Genomic DNA, 15492 nt, shown 5'->3' with positions numbered 1-15492 from the left:
GTCCTATTTTTATGAAAAACACGATTAAATATATCTATTTTATCGGTTTCCTTTTGGTCTTAGCATCCTGTAAAGTAGGACCTAATTACCAAAAGCCTGAATCCGAATTGCCAACTCATCTAAGATTCGGAACTCTTGAAACTTCCACCTTGGCAGATACGCCTTGGTGGGAGTTGTATCAGGATACTGTATTGCAAGAACTGATTCAGACGGCTATCGATTCGAACAGAAATATGCGAATAGCAGCACAAAGAATCATAGAAGCTGAAGGCGTAAGAAGAGTAGCTGGAAGTCCTATGTTTCCGCAATTGGGCGTAGCTTCAGAAGTGAATGCCAATGGAGATAAAAGCAGTAGTTCTGCTACAGAAAGTGAATTCTTCGGAGTTTATTCTTGGGAGTTAGATTTGTGGGGGAAAATCAGAAGAGGGAAAGAAGCCGCTTTGGCAGAATACCTCGGTACGGTAGAAGCTTATAAGTCAATCACACTTTCTTTGGTGAGTTCGGTAGCAGGTGGTTATTTCGAATTATTGGATTTGGATTACCGTCTTTCGATTACAAGAAGTACAGTGATTGCCCGACAAGAAGCTTACAGGATAGCCAAATTGCGTTTTGAGAATGGTATTACTTCGGAATTGGAACTTCGACAAGCAGAGGTAGAGCTTTTCAAAACAGAGGCAACTTTACCCGATTTGGAACGTCAGATGGCTCAAAAGGAAAATGAGATTTGTGTACTTTTAGGGCAGACACCTCAGGAGGTAAAAAGAGGAATGAACTTGATTTCTCAACCGTTGCCACCAGAAATTCCATCAGGATTACCTTCGGAATTGCTTCAGAGAAGACCAGACGTTCTACAAGCGGAACAAGGTATTGTAGCAGCCAATGCAAAGGTGGGGATTACAAAAGCAAATTTCTACCCTACAATCCGTCTGACGGGTGAAAATGGTTTAGTTGGAAATGATTTATCAAGCTTTTTGAGTGTACCTTCTTGGGAAAACTTAATAGCTATTTCAGCACCAATTTTCACTGGAGGAGCCAATAAAGGGCGAATGAAAGCTGCAAAAGCCAACTATGAAAAGAGTGTCAATGCCTATCAACATACCGTATTGACTGCTTTTCAAGAGGTGAGTGATGCACTGGTTCAGAATCAGAAAAATAAAGTGTCTAAAGAAGCTCAGATCAGATACGCAGGTTCCACAGAGCAATACTTGCGTTTGGCGAATCTTCAGTATATCAATGGATTAATTTCTTATATCGATGTACTAGATGCTCAAAGACGATCTTTTGAGGCTGAGTTATCGGTAAGTGTTGCTGTTAAAAATGAATTACTTTCAGTGGTGAATCTTTATAAATCCTTAGGTGGAGGTTGGGAGCGACCAACTGACGAATCCACAAACTAAGAGTAAATTGAAATAAAATAAATATGTAAAAGCTCAAATTAGTAGAAGTACTAGTTTGGGCTTTTTCTATGTCTTGACATTTCAAATTTTATCGTGATTCTAAATCAAAAGCCTGCTGTTTAAACTTCTAACCAACCAATTACTTATAAACATTTTTTAACATTCACTTGTGATTTGCAAGTGAGTTGATTATTATTGCTTGCAAATTGCAAGTAATAATAAAGTCAATAAAGATGAAAAAAGTATTTCTAACAGGAATTTCGGGTTATATAGGCTTACATTGTGCAGTAGAATTATTAAAACAAGGGTATGCCGTTAAGGGATCGGTAAGAAGTATCTCAAAAGCAAAATCAATCATTGATGTGATAAAAACACAAGTAGATCCTAAAGATAATTTAGAGTTCTGTGAGCTGAATTTATTGAAAGATGATGGATGGGATGAGGCTGTTTCGGATTGTGATTTTGTGATGCACGTAGCTTCGCCATTTTTTTCAAAAATACCTAAAAACGAAGATGAGCTTATAAAACCAGCAGTTGAGGGTACACTTCGAGCTTTGAAAGCTGCACATAAAGCAGGAATAAAACGTGTGGTATTAACCTCTTCGATGGTAGCGATGTTGGGCGATGTAATAGGTGACGAAAAGATTACTCAAAATAGTTGGACGAATACGAATGCAAAACACGCTACAGCTTACCTAAAAAGTAAAACATTGGCAGAAAAAAGTGCTTGGGAGTTTATAAAAGATAAAATGATGGAATTGGTGACGATTCATCCAGGTCCTGTTTATGGTCCAACTTTGTCTGATAATCTGTCGGGAGAGTCTATGACTTTATTTAAGCGAGTGATTACGGGTGATCTTAAGCAGATGATTCACACAAGCATTAATATGTCTGACGTTAGAGATGTTGCAAAAATTCATGTTTTGGCACTAGAAAATGAGCAGGCTAGTGGTCAGCGTTTTATTGTTGCAACAGAAAAAGCCTTCCCTTATCAAGAGATTACAAAGTTGTTGAAATCAAATGGATATAAGAAAGTTGGGACGGGAGTAGCGCCAAATTTTATGGTCAAACTACTTTCAAATTTCAATAGTGAAATGAAAGGAATGTTACCTTATGTGGGTAAAAAATATGAGGGAAGCATAAGTAAAACCAAAAGGACTTTTAATTGGGAACCAATCCCATTTGAAAAAATGGTACTAGATACAGCCCAATCTGTAAGTGAAATCTTGAACCGATAAAGACCGATTGAGAATAAATTAGGTTCTGAATATTCATCCGTAATGATATGAAAAGCTCAAATTAGTATTTAGGTACTAGCTTGAGCTTTTCATACTTTTTAAAAGTAAAACTTTACAATTCTTACATTCTCACTTTGTCGTAGTCTTCTGAAATTTTAAGTGCAAAAAATATTTTATTAAATACTTATCGTGGATATTTTCCTGTTTCATTTCCTTATCTAAACAAATAAAAACAGGTGTTCGGAATTTGAGGACAAAGACTATTTTTGCGCCCAATTTTATAGACTATCTATTTAGAAGCCCTTTCTGAATAGTTTAAATCAATGACTATGTTTACAAAAATTAGTTCATTAGTATTGTCAGCGGCTATGGTATTCATTACAATGGGTTGTAGTGATGATAGCGAAAATAACTCGATTCCTAATCCTGTTACACCTCCTAATTCATTAGCAGAACAAACTTTCAATGAAATGTTTGAAGGTGCAACCAATGTAGAGTGGAGTACAAAGAACAATTTTAGTGTTGTAAGTTTTAAACCTGCAGCAACGAATTTACAGAACAGTTCTGCATGGTTTGATGAAGACGGAGAGTGGTATATGACCGAGTATGAAACAGATGAAGAAAGTCTTCCTACAGCAGTAAAAGATGCTTTTGAAGCTTCTGAGTGGGCTATAGCACCTTGGGAAGTTGATGAAGTGGAAAAAGTAGAACGTTTAGGTGTTGAAACGATCTATATCATTGAAGTAGAAAACGAAGCTACAGATACAGAAGTAGAGATTCGTTATTCGGAAGAAGGTGTATTGCTTGATTCAAAAGTTGATTCGAGTGATGACGACGACGATAATAATGATGATTTGCTGCCAACAACTTTACCAGCTGCAATTCAGAAATATATTGATACCTATCATTCTGAGGCTATCATTATCGATCGAGAGACTGAAGACGACCAAATTGAGATCGATATCATGGAAGATGGTGTGAACAAAGAATTACTTTTTGATATCCTTACAAATGAGTGGATTTCTACAAAAGCGGAGTTGACTTCTTTACCTACGGAAATTCAAGAAGCACTATCAGTTCAGTACGAAGGTTACGTTGTTGATGATGAAGATATTGATTATCTGTCAACAGCAACTGAAACATATTACATTGTTGAAATTGAAAATGAGGAAACGGATTCTGAATTGACACTTAAAATTGACGTGCTTGATGAAGAAATCAAGTTTACTGAAATTGAAGACTAACAATTCAAACTGGGTATGTATCCTATTTTTTGCAACTGAAATTTAAAGCGAGGGTAGATACACAGACTTCAATTGTAATTTTAATTCTAGGTAAAAGTAAAAGCTCAAATTAGTATTTAGGTACTAGTTTGAGCTTTTCTTATGGTAAGTTACGGTGGTGTTTTACTCTTTTTGAGGATTAATAATTAGCAAAGAATAGGAATAAAGCGGAGAGAGTGAATAGACTCCAACGGAAGATGTTGAGTTTTTTTGAATACTCTGTTTGTCTGTAGTAAATCATGCTTCCCCACATAGATAGAGAGGTCAAAGCAATGATGTGGGCAGGGAGTGTACTATTGGATAAAACACCACCGCTATTGAATAAGATGATGAAAAAACCACTAGCAGAGTAGATGCAATAAGTGATGATACCTGATAGTAAAATTATTCTTAAAGGTTGAAGTACGTGTGATAAGTTTGTCATATTTTTTAGTTTATATTTTTACATAAAACGGTATGTTATCCATCTGATATAGAAAGACCTAAGTCTTCTAAAATGATGGCTGATTGAACTTGTTCGGTGAGTGTAACGAGAGGTGATTTCTAAAGTTGTTTTTCTTTTGAGACAAGAATGGAAATATCTGAAAATATGATGGTTTTGCGTGGTAAGTACTTGGTGTTTAGTGGTTTGTGTTCTTGTGATCAAATGCTAATGAATGTGACATTTTTTGAATGACAAATAGGAGAGTAAAGAGCATAAAAAATCCTCGTTTCAGATATAGAAACGAGGATGGTATAATAGTGTACTGCTTTTCTAGATTAGAATATAAATCCAATTCCAAGTTCAAACATATTTCCTTCTTCAACAGCCAATCCGCCTCTACTCATACGGAATTGATAGTCAAATTTGAAGGCAATTTCTTCTCTAGGTTTAAAGTTTACACCAACCGTTACAATATCAGTATTAAACATTGTGAAGTTAGCGTCATCAGTAATCAATGCTTCATTGAAGTTTTTATGCGTGTTGATATATTCATATCTCACAAAGATTGGGATTTCTACATTCTGAGGGTCAATAAAGAAGTTTTTATCATTGAAGAATTTTCTTCCGTTAAATAAAGAAAGCAAATCATATCCTCCTTCTAGTAAATAACCGACTGTCTGACTACCCAAAACTTGAGCTTGACCTTGACGAGCTTGCGTTAAGTGGTAAATATCTTCAGTACCATTTAGGAATCCCCAAGAACCAAGTGCCATTAGTTCCCAATCGTGTTTTTTATATCTAGCATATGCCGTGTACAGTTGTACCATAGCATCGGCTGTTTTTGTACTTCCGTCTTCGTAAGTAATAAGTTCTTTATTTCCTGTTTGCCCAATATAGGCAGAAGCACTCAATGAAAGATCTTTAACTCCATTGTAGATCAACTGTGGGTTTACAGCTAAAGTTTGAGGTGCTTCGAAACGAGGTTCACGACCGAGTCTTAACCAAGTCCCTGAAGTAAATTCGGCAGCTTCAATACCTTGAGCTAGTCCAAAAGTATAGCTAAGTTTTGGAGCTATCGTACCATAAAAACTAACCCCCATTGCCATCCAAGTACTTGGGATGATCAATCGTTCTACATCTGAACGGTTCACAGAGTAGAACATTACAGGGTCGTCGTTATTATTGATATACCCCAAACCCAATGGATAAAGACCTGCTCTCACATTGAATTGTTTACTAAGTAATAGGTCAAAGAAAGCCTCAATGATGAATTCATGATGGTCATTTCCTTCTTTATCTCTAAGGTATTCGAACATCACTTCAGAGTTCCAGATAAGTTTGTCTGAAAAACGATAACCAAAGAAACCCGAAAGACGGTAGAGATTCATGTAGGTTAACTCTAAGTCACTGATTCCGTTATCTAAGTGTCCGTTTACGTAGGATATTTCTCCAAATCCACTAATACTCCATGGTTTTTCTGAATAAAAAACTTTGGAGGCAGCTTTAGCTAGTCCAGGTTGTTGTTCAAATCGGGTGTATTTTTCTCCGTTGTTAGTATCTTCTTCTTGTGCAAATAGGCGTGGTTGTGCTAGGCATAAAGCGAACACTGTGAATAGTAACTTCTTCATAGTTCCTTTAATAAAATCGTATTTTACATTGCTTGTTAGTACTCTGTATTAGAGTGTTAGGTAAGTTTCAGTTTGCAAAATAAATAGATTTAGAGCAGTTTATTTTGGTAAAAGGCGTTAAGAAAAGCTATAAAACAATAAATACAGGCAAATTGGGCATCAGTATCTTAGGTGAGTGCATACTGTGTTACGTGTTTTTGCGGGTTTTTATCAAATATTACAAAATGCAGAATTGAGAAATCTTTGATTTCAAGAAAGAAAAGGATCTGTTTAGAAATCAAACCGTGAGTGTGTCTATGTTTAATTTACATTAATAAATAGTCAATGCTTGTTAATTGTTTATATCTAACGAAGTGTGTACTCATTAAAATGAAGAACGTATAGCATTTGCTCAAATTCTATACGTTCTTATTTATTTCACTTAATCTATTTGAGGTACTTGGTCTAACATTGATTTTGCTTTGTGATAAAGACTCATATATGGGTATATCAAATATCTGTTTGAGGTATTTAGTTTAGCGAATGGACCAACGGTATTTTCCTCAACGTTTCTGCTCAGCCCATGAATGTCTGCATCTATAGTTGTGTCAAATGAAAAAGGAAGATTGATTTGATCATTTTTGAGTATCGCTGTAGCGTATTTCGAAAGTTCTTTTTCGATATCAAAAGTTAAGACCATTCCTTCCGAGCCTTCAAAGAGTTTTACCTGAGTTGGTACTGTACTACTAATACTTTTTTGGTCAGAAGTCTGAGCAATTGTAGAGTCGAGCATGGCATTTTGTGAGTAGAATGTATTGTCTTCTACTATTTTGGTATCAAAACCACCTTTTCCCATAAACATATTATTCATCCATCTTGCATCACCAATCTGTACTCTATCTCCCCAAGGCTGATTTTCCCACTTTTGTACACAATTGATAAAAAGGTTATGTACCCAAGCATCTCCTCTCGTGGAATATGAACCTATAGTTGTATTCATCAGAATGTTGTTGGCATAGAGGTTTGGTCCGTCCCAATTGGCTTCACTTAATATTCCATGAGCATCAGTATCAAGAATGATATTGTTACTCACATTCCAATTTGAGTTTCTGAAATCATTCCAAATGCCATGAGCTGCACCAATTTCTGGGTCGATGGTGTAAACACCTCTAATGAAATTATTTCTGATGATGATGCTATCTCCTCCATGGTGTTTGATAGCTGCAGTTTCCCAACCGCCAAATTCTTTTCTGTAGTTGATGTCTTCGATGTGATTGTCGTAAATCTGAGAATGAGAATTATAGGATTGTCCTGCAGTGCCACCTTGTCCACATCGCATGATTACATTTCTTCGGATAATATGGTATCCAGCTTTTTCTGGCGCAATATTTTGGGTAGGAAGTCCTATGGAAATGGCAACAGCTTTTGCATAAAGGATAATATTTTCTTCGAAAGTCCAATGATGCCCACCATTTGTCCCTAACGCTCCAGGCTGAAAAACAGTAGGTGGAGCCCAATGTCCAGCTATATTCATAAATGTAAATCCTCTTACCGTAATGTAGCCTAAGCCTACTTTTTCAGGAAAGAATGCAAATCCTCTACTACTCAGCTCTACATTTTCAGAGTTTGGGTTAAGTTGACCAAAGTTTGCATAGATAACCGTTTCTTCATTTTCTACCTCAACAAACCAAGTAAATCTATTTTCGAGTATTTTACTTAGAGAATCTTTCTCTGTTAAACCTTTTCCGTTAATGATAACATCACCTCTGTGTGCTTTACGTCCGTACTTTAGCCATCCCCATCCGTCTCCAGATTCGTCAGCAGTCACAAATTCATCATGTTTGATCAACTTTTTGAAAGGATTATCTTCTCCGAAAAAAGAATCCTGAAGCTTAATTTTCCATACTTCTGCATTTTCATTTTTCCAACCTTTAGCTTCTTCAGATCCAAGTATTTTTACATCAGCGCCATCGGCAGCTCTGTAAATAATTCGGTTGTCTTCTGAAGTTCCACCTCTTAGAGGTTTGATCCATTCTCTGTAAATCCCTTCTCCAACGATGACTTCATCTCCTGCTTTTGCTACTTGAGCAGCTTTATTGATTGTTAGAAATGGAGCTTCTTTAGTTCCTGAATTTGTATCATTACCAGATTTAGAGACGTATATACTTTGCCCTAAAGTGAAATGATAGATGAAAAAGAATAGGAGAGTGGTTAAAAATCTCTTTTTGTGCTGTTTAACGTAAGATTTGTTTTCCATTAGCTTGATTGTTTTCTATGTGAAATTGGTATGGTAAGCTTTGATGTTATGTTGGTTGTATTGGATTGTGTTGATACAAGTATTCTAAAACTTACTTTTACCAAATATATTTCTTGAACTAATGGAGGATAAGCTTTTTTGAGAAAGGGTTTTACTTGAAGTAAAAAAGACGTGATGAAGTAGGGTTTGTTTGCTTTTGACGTAGTACAAAAAGCAAACAAACCAATGTTATTTAAGTGTGAATAGAGAATTAGTTCAATTCAAATGCTTCTGCTAAAAGCTCATAAGAACGTAGTCTGTTCTTGAAATCATGTGTAATTGTTACAGCCATAATTTCATCTACATCATAATTTTCAGCCAATTGCTCCAGTTCAGATTTAACCTTTTCTGGAGTACCAAAAATCATTCGCTCTCTATTCTGTAAAATTCGCCCTTGTTCTGCTGGAGATAGTTCTACATCTTTTAATTCTTCATAAGAAGCAATAGGAATACGTCTACCTGTTTCAATGTAAAGCATCAGAATATCCATGGTGTGTTGAAGTTCAAGTGCCTTTTCATTTGTGTCAGCACAATGAACAAATACACAAGCTAGTCCATTTGGTGTGTCATTTTCAGTTTGGGGAACAAATGCTTCTTTATAATATTTCATGGCTTCAGCACCTCCATTTGGATTAATAAAGTGAGCGAAGGCAAATCCTACACCTTGTTGAGCGGCATGTCTTGCACCAAATCCACTAGAACTCAAAGTCCAGATAGGAGGAGCTATTTTCGGAAGTGGAGAAGCTGAAAGTGTTCCTACCTCTGATTGAATTGATGAACGTGTATATTGTTTAAGTTCATTAATTTGTTGCGGGAATTTATCTGTGTCGTAGTTTCCCTTATGCGCATTGAGTGCATAAATAGCGGGAGCATCAGTTCCAGGCGCTCTACCGACTCCTAAATCTATTCGGTTAGGATATAAAGTAGCTAATAGATTAAAAGCTTCAGCAACTTTGTAACTGCTATAGTGAGGTAGCATTACGCCGCCCGATCCCACTCTAATGTTGTGTGTATTTGCCGCTAAATGAGCAATAAGAACTTCTGGAGCAGAACCTGCCAATGAAGTACTGTTATGATGTTCTGATACCCAGTATCTATGATAGCCCCATTTTTCAGCAGCTTTAATTAAAGCCGTTGAGTTTGATAGTGCATCAGCAGCAGATTCATGACTAGCGATAGGGGATTGGTCAAGAATACTAAGCTTTATCTTTTTTGACATTTGTGTATTAGTTTAGAAAATTCTAATACACATAATCAATTTTGAACTAAAAGGTTTTCTCTAAATAAAGAATTACTGTCTGAATAATATGATAAAAGAAAAGACTAGTCCAAAAATGAACTAGCCTTTTACTGTTATGAAAGAGAGTAGTGTATTTATTTTTAGGTTTACTTAGGTGCGTTTTTAACTTCGTTAGTGAGGACTTGAATCCATCCTTTGAACCTTTCAGTCTCTTGCGATTCCTCTAATCTGTAAAAAGAAACTTCAGCTTCGTAATAGTAAACACCTGGGCTTACAGGATTCCCATTGGTGTTTGTTCCATCCCAATTAATTAATGGGTCTTCATTGTTTTCATACATAAGTTCTCCCCAACGATTAAACACTTTAAAGTCAACTTCTTTGACAAATCTTGGGCACTTCATTGGTGTGAAGAAATCATTGATCCCATCATTATTAGGACTGAAAGCATTTGGCAATTCAAATAGAGGACAGGTGTCTTGACATTCAATATTACTGAAGTCACTTTCATTTCCATTCACATCTAGTGCTGTTACCGCATAACAGCCAGCAACAGAAACTAGGTCAGAATGTATGAATGAAAGGTCTGTAAGAGAATCAAGAAGTATATAATCTTCTTTACTATCCGAAGGACGTGGACTGTAGTATAGTTTGTAATAAGCTACAGGTTCCGTACAATTTTCATCAGGGTTATTTACCCAAGAAGTTCTGTTTTCAAATGAATCAGAAATACAATCTTCTGTAGGAGAAATATCTCCAATTTGAGGTAAGAGATCACAGTTCAGAAGGTCTAATGTCAGAACTGGAGGGCAAGGTGGAATAGTATCCAATAAAGATGTGATAATTTCTTGAGACCAGTTCTCCAAAGGCTCCCTGATTAGAGGTACTTCGTAGGAACCGAAAGTTTGTACCACATAATTATACTCAGTGAGTTCTTCCAGTGTGAATGGTTCTGCTCCTGTATCGGTATAAGATAGGCCACTCGTTTGAGTAGAAACACTATCAATTAACTGATAGTCGCTTTCATCTTCGGTAGCTAATTTTCGATAGACATAATGAAGATAGGTACTCGTGAGATTCCAAGGAACATCTGCTTTCCAATTTATGGTAATACTTTCAGAAGAAGGTGCAGCTCCTAAACGAACTTGTGTGGTGAGTATTGAACTTGAAATAGAGTCACCGTCCCCTTTTAAAGTAACTTGATAAGCATAATCTTCTTGGGTAGTATTGAGTATCTGATCAATATATGTAGTGTCACTTTCAGAAATATTATCCTCAATTAAAGTCATGGTACCGAGATTACTTTGGGTAGTTCGGTATAAGTCATATGTGATCACATTGTAGTCATCAACCAATTCAGGATCAGGTTGTGTCCATCTTATAGTGATTTGACCACTGTTTGTATCTGTTTCATCGACAGTCACATTTGTCATATAAAATAAGTCTGGTACAAAGGAACATACTTCCGTGGAACTAATACTTTCTCCACCTTGTGGACCTCTAAATACTGCGTAGATTCTGTAACAATAGTTAGTTCCTCTTTCAAGGTCTTGGTCTATATAAGTTGTTTCATCAATTGGAACTTCTCCCAAATATTCATAACCAGTATAATCAGGAATACCTGTTTCACAGACAGGATCAAATTCGAAAGATCCTTTTTTCCTGTAAATAACCATTGTTTCAGCATTTTCACAGGTATAATCATCCCATGTCAACGTGATTTGAGGTAAGCCTTCGTCCAATTCGGCATTTAGGTTTTGAGGTGGAGGACCAACAACTGTTACTCGCCATGTTTTGAGATCGACAAGTTCAGCTATATTTCGACCTCCTTGTCTTTCATCTTTCGCCTTAAATGTAAATTCATAAGGCAATTCTCTAACGGCTCCACAACTAGGACTCCAAGTAAATACACCTTCTTCATAACCATTTGGGGGTTGAAGCCCTAAAACCCTAAAGTCTGGTTCGTCATTTGGAGGTACAATCGTTTCAAGGGATAAAGTTACTCTGTCGGAGTCTGGGTCTATGGCATAAATAGTGTCAAGCAAAATGTCTCCAACAACGATACAGGTATCATTTGGTATAATTAGTTCTGGTCTTTCATTATCATAATCTTCCACAACAATCTGCATATCCCTATTTACAGAACTAATTATTTCTCCATCTCTAAACTCATCTACGAAAAAGGCAACATTATATTCTCCTGCTTCAGATGGTGCATCCCAAACTAAGTCTCCAGTGATGGGGTCAATGTAGAATTGTCCTGGGGTGTCACCGTCCTCAGTCATTTCAGTCCAATTCTCATTTGGATTATTAGGGAAACGGTAATTTTCAACGTCTGTATCTTTTCCTTGTTTACAAATAGTCATACGATATGCAAGACTATCTCCTTCTGCATCAAAAGCACCTGGGTTATGAATAAAACGTTGTCCTATGGCAGCTTTATCAACGGGAGCAATCAGAAGAACAGGTGATGAGTTCAGTCCTAATATTGGATTAATTAAAAAGCTAGATTCGATATAAAAAGGAGTAGCTCCTGAAAAATCCATGTTGAGTACATTATCGTTACGGTTACTTTCTAAATAACTGATATCGTACCAACCAGGAGATGGGAAAATATAAGTAGTCTGATAAAGAAGTACTTCTGTTGTTCCATCATTTATAAAACCTTGCGATTGAGGATTTACACTTTCAGAGTCTCCTGTTCCAAAGCTAATTTCACCAGCTTGAGCAGGAATACCTTCAAAATCACGATACAGGAAAACAGTAATTTCATATTCTAATGAGCTATTACCAATTCTTCTAACAGACAAATCACCTGCACGAATGTGGGTTGCTGAAGCTTCAAAACAGAGTAAGAAATTTAAGCTTAGTAGGAAAAAGGTAAATAGAATTTTTTTTATAGTAAGCATGAATGTGTATCTGCATTTATTGAGTTAATGGGCAATGCAAGAAATTAGGGAAAATTACATCAAAGGACAATTTTCCAAGACTTAGGATTGGGTTCGTTAATCGAAATTCTTTGAATATTGCAGTATGTTAGAAGTATTGTCGAGTACTAAACGTGAGTACTTCTTATTTGAATACTCAAGTCTGTGTGTACTTAATCTTAAAAAGGTGGGTAAAAAAATAACAGCCTATACTTGGTGAATGTATAGGCTGTAATTTATGATTTTAACAGGAATGATTTATGGTGTTTGTCTGATTTCTTCAGACAGAATTTGTATCCATCCTTTATAGATGTCAAGCTCATGCTTTTCTTCTAATCGGAAGAATCGAACTCTAGCTTCGTAGAAATATACACCCGGGCTTACTGCATTCCCATTATTGTCATGCCCTTCCCAATGTATTTGAGGATTTTCATTTCCTTCATAAATAATTTGACCCCATCTATTAAATACAGAAAATGTGATACTTTCTACAAATCTAGGACATTTCATTGGCGTAAAAGTATCATTGATGCCATCTCCATTTGGACTAAAAGCATTTGGGAACTCAATGTATGGGCAATTATCCTGACATTCAATATTGCTAAAGTCGCTTTCATTTCCACTTAAATCGACCGCAGTAACAGCGTAGCAGCCAGCAGCAGAGAATAAATCAGTATCATAAAAATGATGATCATCAGTAGATGCTATTAATGTGAAGGCACCTTTTTCATTTGCTATTCTAGGGCTAAAGTAAATGTTATAGGATGACGGTAGCTCTGTGCAGCTTTCATCAGTATTGTCGACCCATCGTAGTTTATTGGTATAGTTTTCTGATGGGCATTCACCGAATTGCATATTCATAGAAAGTTGTGCTAATACATCGCAATTGAGTTTATCTAAACTCAAAATAGGAGGGCAAGGAGGTATGATATCTAAAAGTTCTGCCACAACTTCTTGTGACCAATTTTCTAGAGGTTCTCTGATATGAGTGACGCCATAACTCCCAAGTGTTTTTACTTTATATTTATATTTTACTAACTCTTCTAAGATGAATGGGGCTTGACCATAATCAATATATTGTAAACCATTTGTGGCTGTAGCAACACTATCAATCAATACATAAGTTTCATCCTCTTCAGCCTCTTTCTTTCGATAAATATAATGCTTGTATTCACTTGTGATATTCCAAGGAACATCAGCTTCCCAATTCAATTCAATAGATTGTTGCTTTGGGGTAGCTTCAAGTCTTACTTGTGAGCTCAAATAGGATTGGGTAATTTCTTTTCCATCTCCTTTTAGGATCACTTGGTAAAAATATTTCTCATTAGTAGTGTTTAAACCCAAGTCTTGAAATGTAGTATCAGTCTCACTCGCATTTTCTTTAACTAATACGGTGTTCTCTAGGTCATTTTCTTGTGTACGATACAGGTCAAAACTTAGAGAGGAATAAGTAGATGATAATGCAGGGTCGGGAGTAGTCCATCGAACAGTAATTTCACCATCTGAGGTTGAAGTCTCATCCACACTAACATTGGTCATGTAGAAAAGATCGGGAACAAACACGCAAACTTCACTTGAACTTAGACTTTCCCCTCCTTTAGGATTGGGGAAAACAGCGTAAATACGATAGCAATAATTTGTTCCTCTTTCAAGATTATCATCAATAAATGTTGTTTCGCCTATCGGAACTTCACCTACCATTTGATAACCTGTGTATGCAGGAATTCCAGTTTCACAAATCGGGTCAAAGTCAAATGAACCTTTTTTACGGTATATTCTCATGGATTGAGCGTTGGCACAAGTATAATCAGACCAAGTGAGTGTTACCTGAGCTAAATCTTCGTTAAGTTCTAAGTTTAGTCCTTCTGGAGATGGAGCAACAACTCTTACTCTCCATGTTTTCAGATCAACGAGTGAAGCATTATCTGTAGGCCTGTCTTTAACTTTAAAAGTAAATTCATAAGGTCTTTCTCTAACAGACTCGCAAGATGGTGTCCAAGTAAATTGTCCTTCTTCATAACCATTTGGAGGCTGTAAGTTTAACGATTCAAAAATAGGCTCTTCATTTGGCGGAATAATGGTCTCAAGACTGAGTTTGATGAAATCTTCATCGGGGTCAATTCCTGCAATGGTATCAATTAAGGTTTCTCCAACGACTATACAGGTATCATTGGGAATTAATAGTTCAGGACGTTCATTATCAGATTCAACAACAATGATTTGCATGTCTCTATTTACGACTCCAATCAAGGTTCCATCTCTAAATTCTTCTACAATGAAGGCTACATTATACTCTCCAGGTATACTGGGAGCATCCCAAACCAAATCCCCCGTTATTTCATCCATGTAAAAAAGCCCTGGGCGAACACCATCTTCAGTTTCTTGTGTCCAATTTTCATTAGGATCATGTGGGAATCGGTAATTGTCAACTTCAAAGTTACGAGCTTGTTTACTCCGTATAAGATGATATGCCATACTATCACCTTGAGCATCAAAGGCTCCTGGATTATGAATATATCTTTGCCCCACAACAGCTTCATCTATTGGAGGAATGAGCAGTGCAGGTGATGAATTAAGTCCAAGGAGTGGATTTATCCAAAATTTGGATTCGATGAAAAAGTTAGTGCCAACGGAATTATCCATATTCAGTATTCCTTCATTCCGATTTCCTTGACTGAAACTCACATTATACCAACCCGAAGAGGGAAATGTGTAGACTGTTTGATAAAGGAGGATTTCAGTAGTTCCTTCATTGATTTTACCTAAATCATCTGGAGAAACGATGACGGAATCACCTGTGCCAAAGTTAATTTCTCCATTTGGGGCAGGGATACCCTCTGTGTCTCTATATAAATAAACAGAGATTTCGTATTGGAGAACATTATTGCCAACTCTTCTCATTGTGATATCTCCAGCTCGGATATGTGTAGAAGAGGCTTCAAGGAAAGAAAATAAGATTAATGCTAAAGTAAACAGTGTGTAATTCAGCAGGGTCCTGATAATGGTAAACATGGGTTTGTCTCAAAAGTTCTGATGGTCAATGGTTTTGAAATATGAAAAACCATGCCAGTGTACAGTGTTAT

9 protein-coding genes are annotated in these 15492 nt (G+C 36.5%); 3 read left to right on the top strand and 6 right to left on the bottom strand.

Annotated elements, in window-relative coordinates; genetic code table 11:
- The first annotated feature begins 11 nt into the window (after positions 1-11).
- The 3 genes from BC781_RS09355 (at position 12) to BC781_RS09345 (ending at position 3879) form a co-directional block, all read left to right on the top strand.
- Positions 12-1397 (top strand): efflux transporter outer membrane subunit, encoded by a 1386-nt coding sequence (locus tag BC781_RS09355; protein WP_109616977.1) that lies wholly within the window; start codon positions 12-14, stop codon positions 1395-1397.
- A gap of 233 nt (positions 1398-1630) precedes the next feature.
- Positions 1631-2635: an NAD-dependent epimerase/dehydratase family protein gene (locus tag BC781_RS09350; RefSeq protein ID WP_109616976.1), complete on the top strand. Its 1005-nt coding sequence runs from the start codon at positions 1631-1633 to the stop codon at positions 2633-2635.
- Between the two features lie 329 nt (positions 2636-2964).
- Complete coding sequence (locus tag BC781_RS09345) at positions 2965-3879, top strand: PepSY-like domain-containing protein (protein WP_158281433.1); 915 nt, start codon at positions 2965-2967, stop codon at positions 3877-3879.
- 178 nt (positions 3880-4057) lie between these two features.
- On the opposite strand, the gene BC781_RS25400 is transcribed toward BC781_RS09345, so the two are convergent.
- The 6 genes from BC781_RS25400 to BC781_RS09320 all read right to left on the bottom strand — a co-directional run bounded on the left by BC781_RS25400 (position 4058) and on the right by BC781_RS09320 (position 15421).
- Entirely contained in the window at positions 4058-4342 is a 285-nt protein-coding gene (locus tag BC781_RS25400) for a hypothetical protein (protein WP_146201661.1), read from the bottom strand.
- 335 nt (positions 4343-4677) lie between these two features.
- The gene (locus BC781_RS09340) at positions 4678-5970 is read right to left on the bottom strand and encodes a porin (protein WP_109616974.1); all 1293 of its coding nucleotides are present in this window, start codon (positions 5968-5970) and stop codon (positions 4678-4680) included.
- A gap of 421 nt (positions 5971-6391) precedes the next feature.
- On the bottom strand, positions 6392-8206 hold the full coding sequence (locus BC781_RS09335) for a right-handed parallel beta-helix repeat-containing protein (RefSeq protein WP_109616973.1): 1815 nt from the start codon (positions 8204-8206) through the stop codon (positions 6392-6394).
- Between the two features lie 250 nt (positions 8207-8456).
- Positions 8457-9464, bottom strand: coding sequence for an LLM class flavin-dependent oxidoreductase (locus BC781_RS09330; RefSeq protein WP_109616972.1), 1008 nt, complete (start codon positions 9462-9464; stop codon positions 8457-8459).
- Positions 9465-9631: 167 nt separating this feature from the next.
- Entirely contained in the window at positions 9632-12391 is a 2760-nt protein-coding gene (locus BC781_RS09325; protein WP_109616971.1) for a T9SS type B sorting domain-containing protein, read from the bottom strand.
- Positions 12392-12667: 276 nt separating this feature from the next.
- Positions 12668-15421, bottom strand: coding sequence for a T9SS type B sorting domain-containing protein (locus BC781_RS09320; RefSeq protein ID WP_109616970.1), 2754 nt, complete (start codon positions 15419-15421; stop codon positions 12668-12670).
- Between the last annotated feature and the right edge of the window lie 71 nt (positions 15422-15492).

It is taken from the genome of Sediminitomix flava (assembly GCF_003149185.1).
In the GTDB taxonomy this organism is placed as follows: Bacteria; Bacteroidota; Bacteroidia; order Cytophagales; family Flammeovirgaceae; genus Sediminitomix; species Sediminitomix flava.
This window is presented reverse-complemented; position numbering and strand designations above follow the sequence as displayed.

Coding starts and splice junctions, on each gene's coding strand:
- BC781_RS09350 (WP_109616976.1), top strand. CDS start 1,631: ATGAAAAAAGTATTTCTAACAGGAATTTCGGGTTATATAGGCTTACAT.
- BC781_RS25400 (WP_146201661.1), bottom strand. CDS start 4,342: ATGACAAACTTATCACACGTACTTCAACCTTTAAGAATAATTTTACTA.
- BC781_RS09340 (WP_109616974.1), bottom strand. CDS start 5,970: ATGAAGAAGTTACTATTCACAGTGTTCGCTTTATGCCTAGCACAACCA.
- BC781_RS09320 (WP_109616970.1), bottom strand. CDS start 15,421: ATGTTTACCATTATCAGGACCCTGCTGAATTACACACTGTTTACTTTA.
- BC781_RS09330 (WP_109616972.1), bottom strand. CDS start 9,464: ATGTCAAAAAAGATAAAGCTTAGTATTCTTGACCAATCCCCTATCGCT.
- BC781_RS09325 (WP_109616971.1), bottom strand. CDS start 12,391: ATGCTTACTATAAAAAAAATTCTATTTACCTTTTTCCTACTAAGCTTA.
- BC781_RS09355 (WP_109616977.1), top strand. CDS start 12: ATGAAAAACACGATTAAATATATCTATTTTATCGGTTTCCTTTTGGTC.
- BC781_RS09345 (WP_158281433.1), top strand. CDS start 2,965: ATGTTTACAAAAATTAGTTCATTAGTATTGTCAGCGGCTATGGTATTC.
- BC781_RS09335 (WP_109616973.1), bottom strand. CDS start 8,206: ATGGAAAACAAATCTTACGTTAAACAGCACAAAAAGAGATTTTTAACC.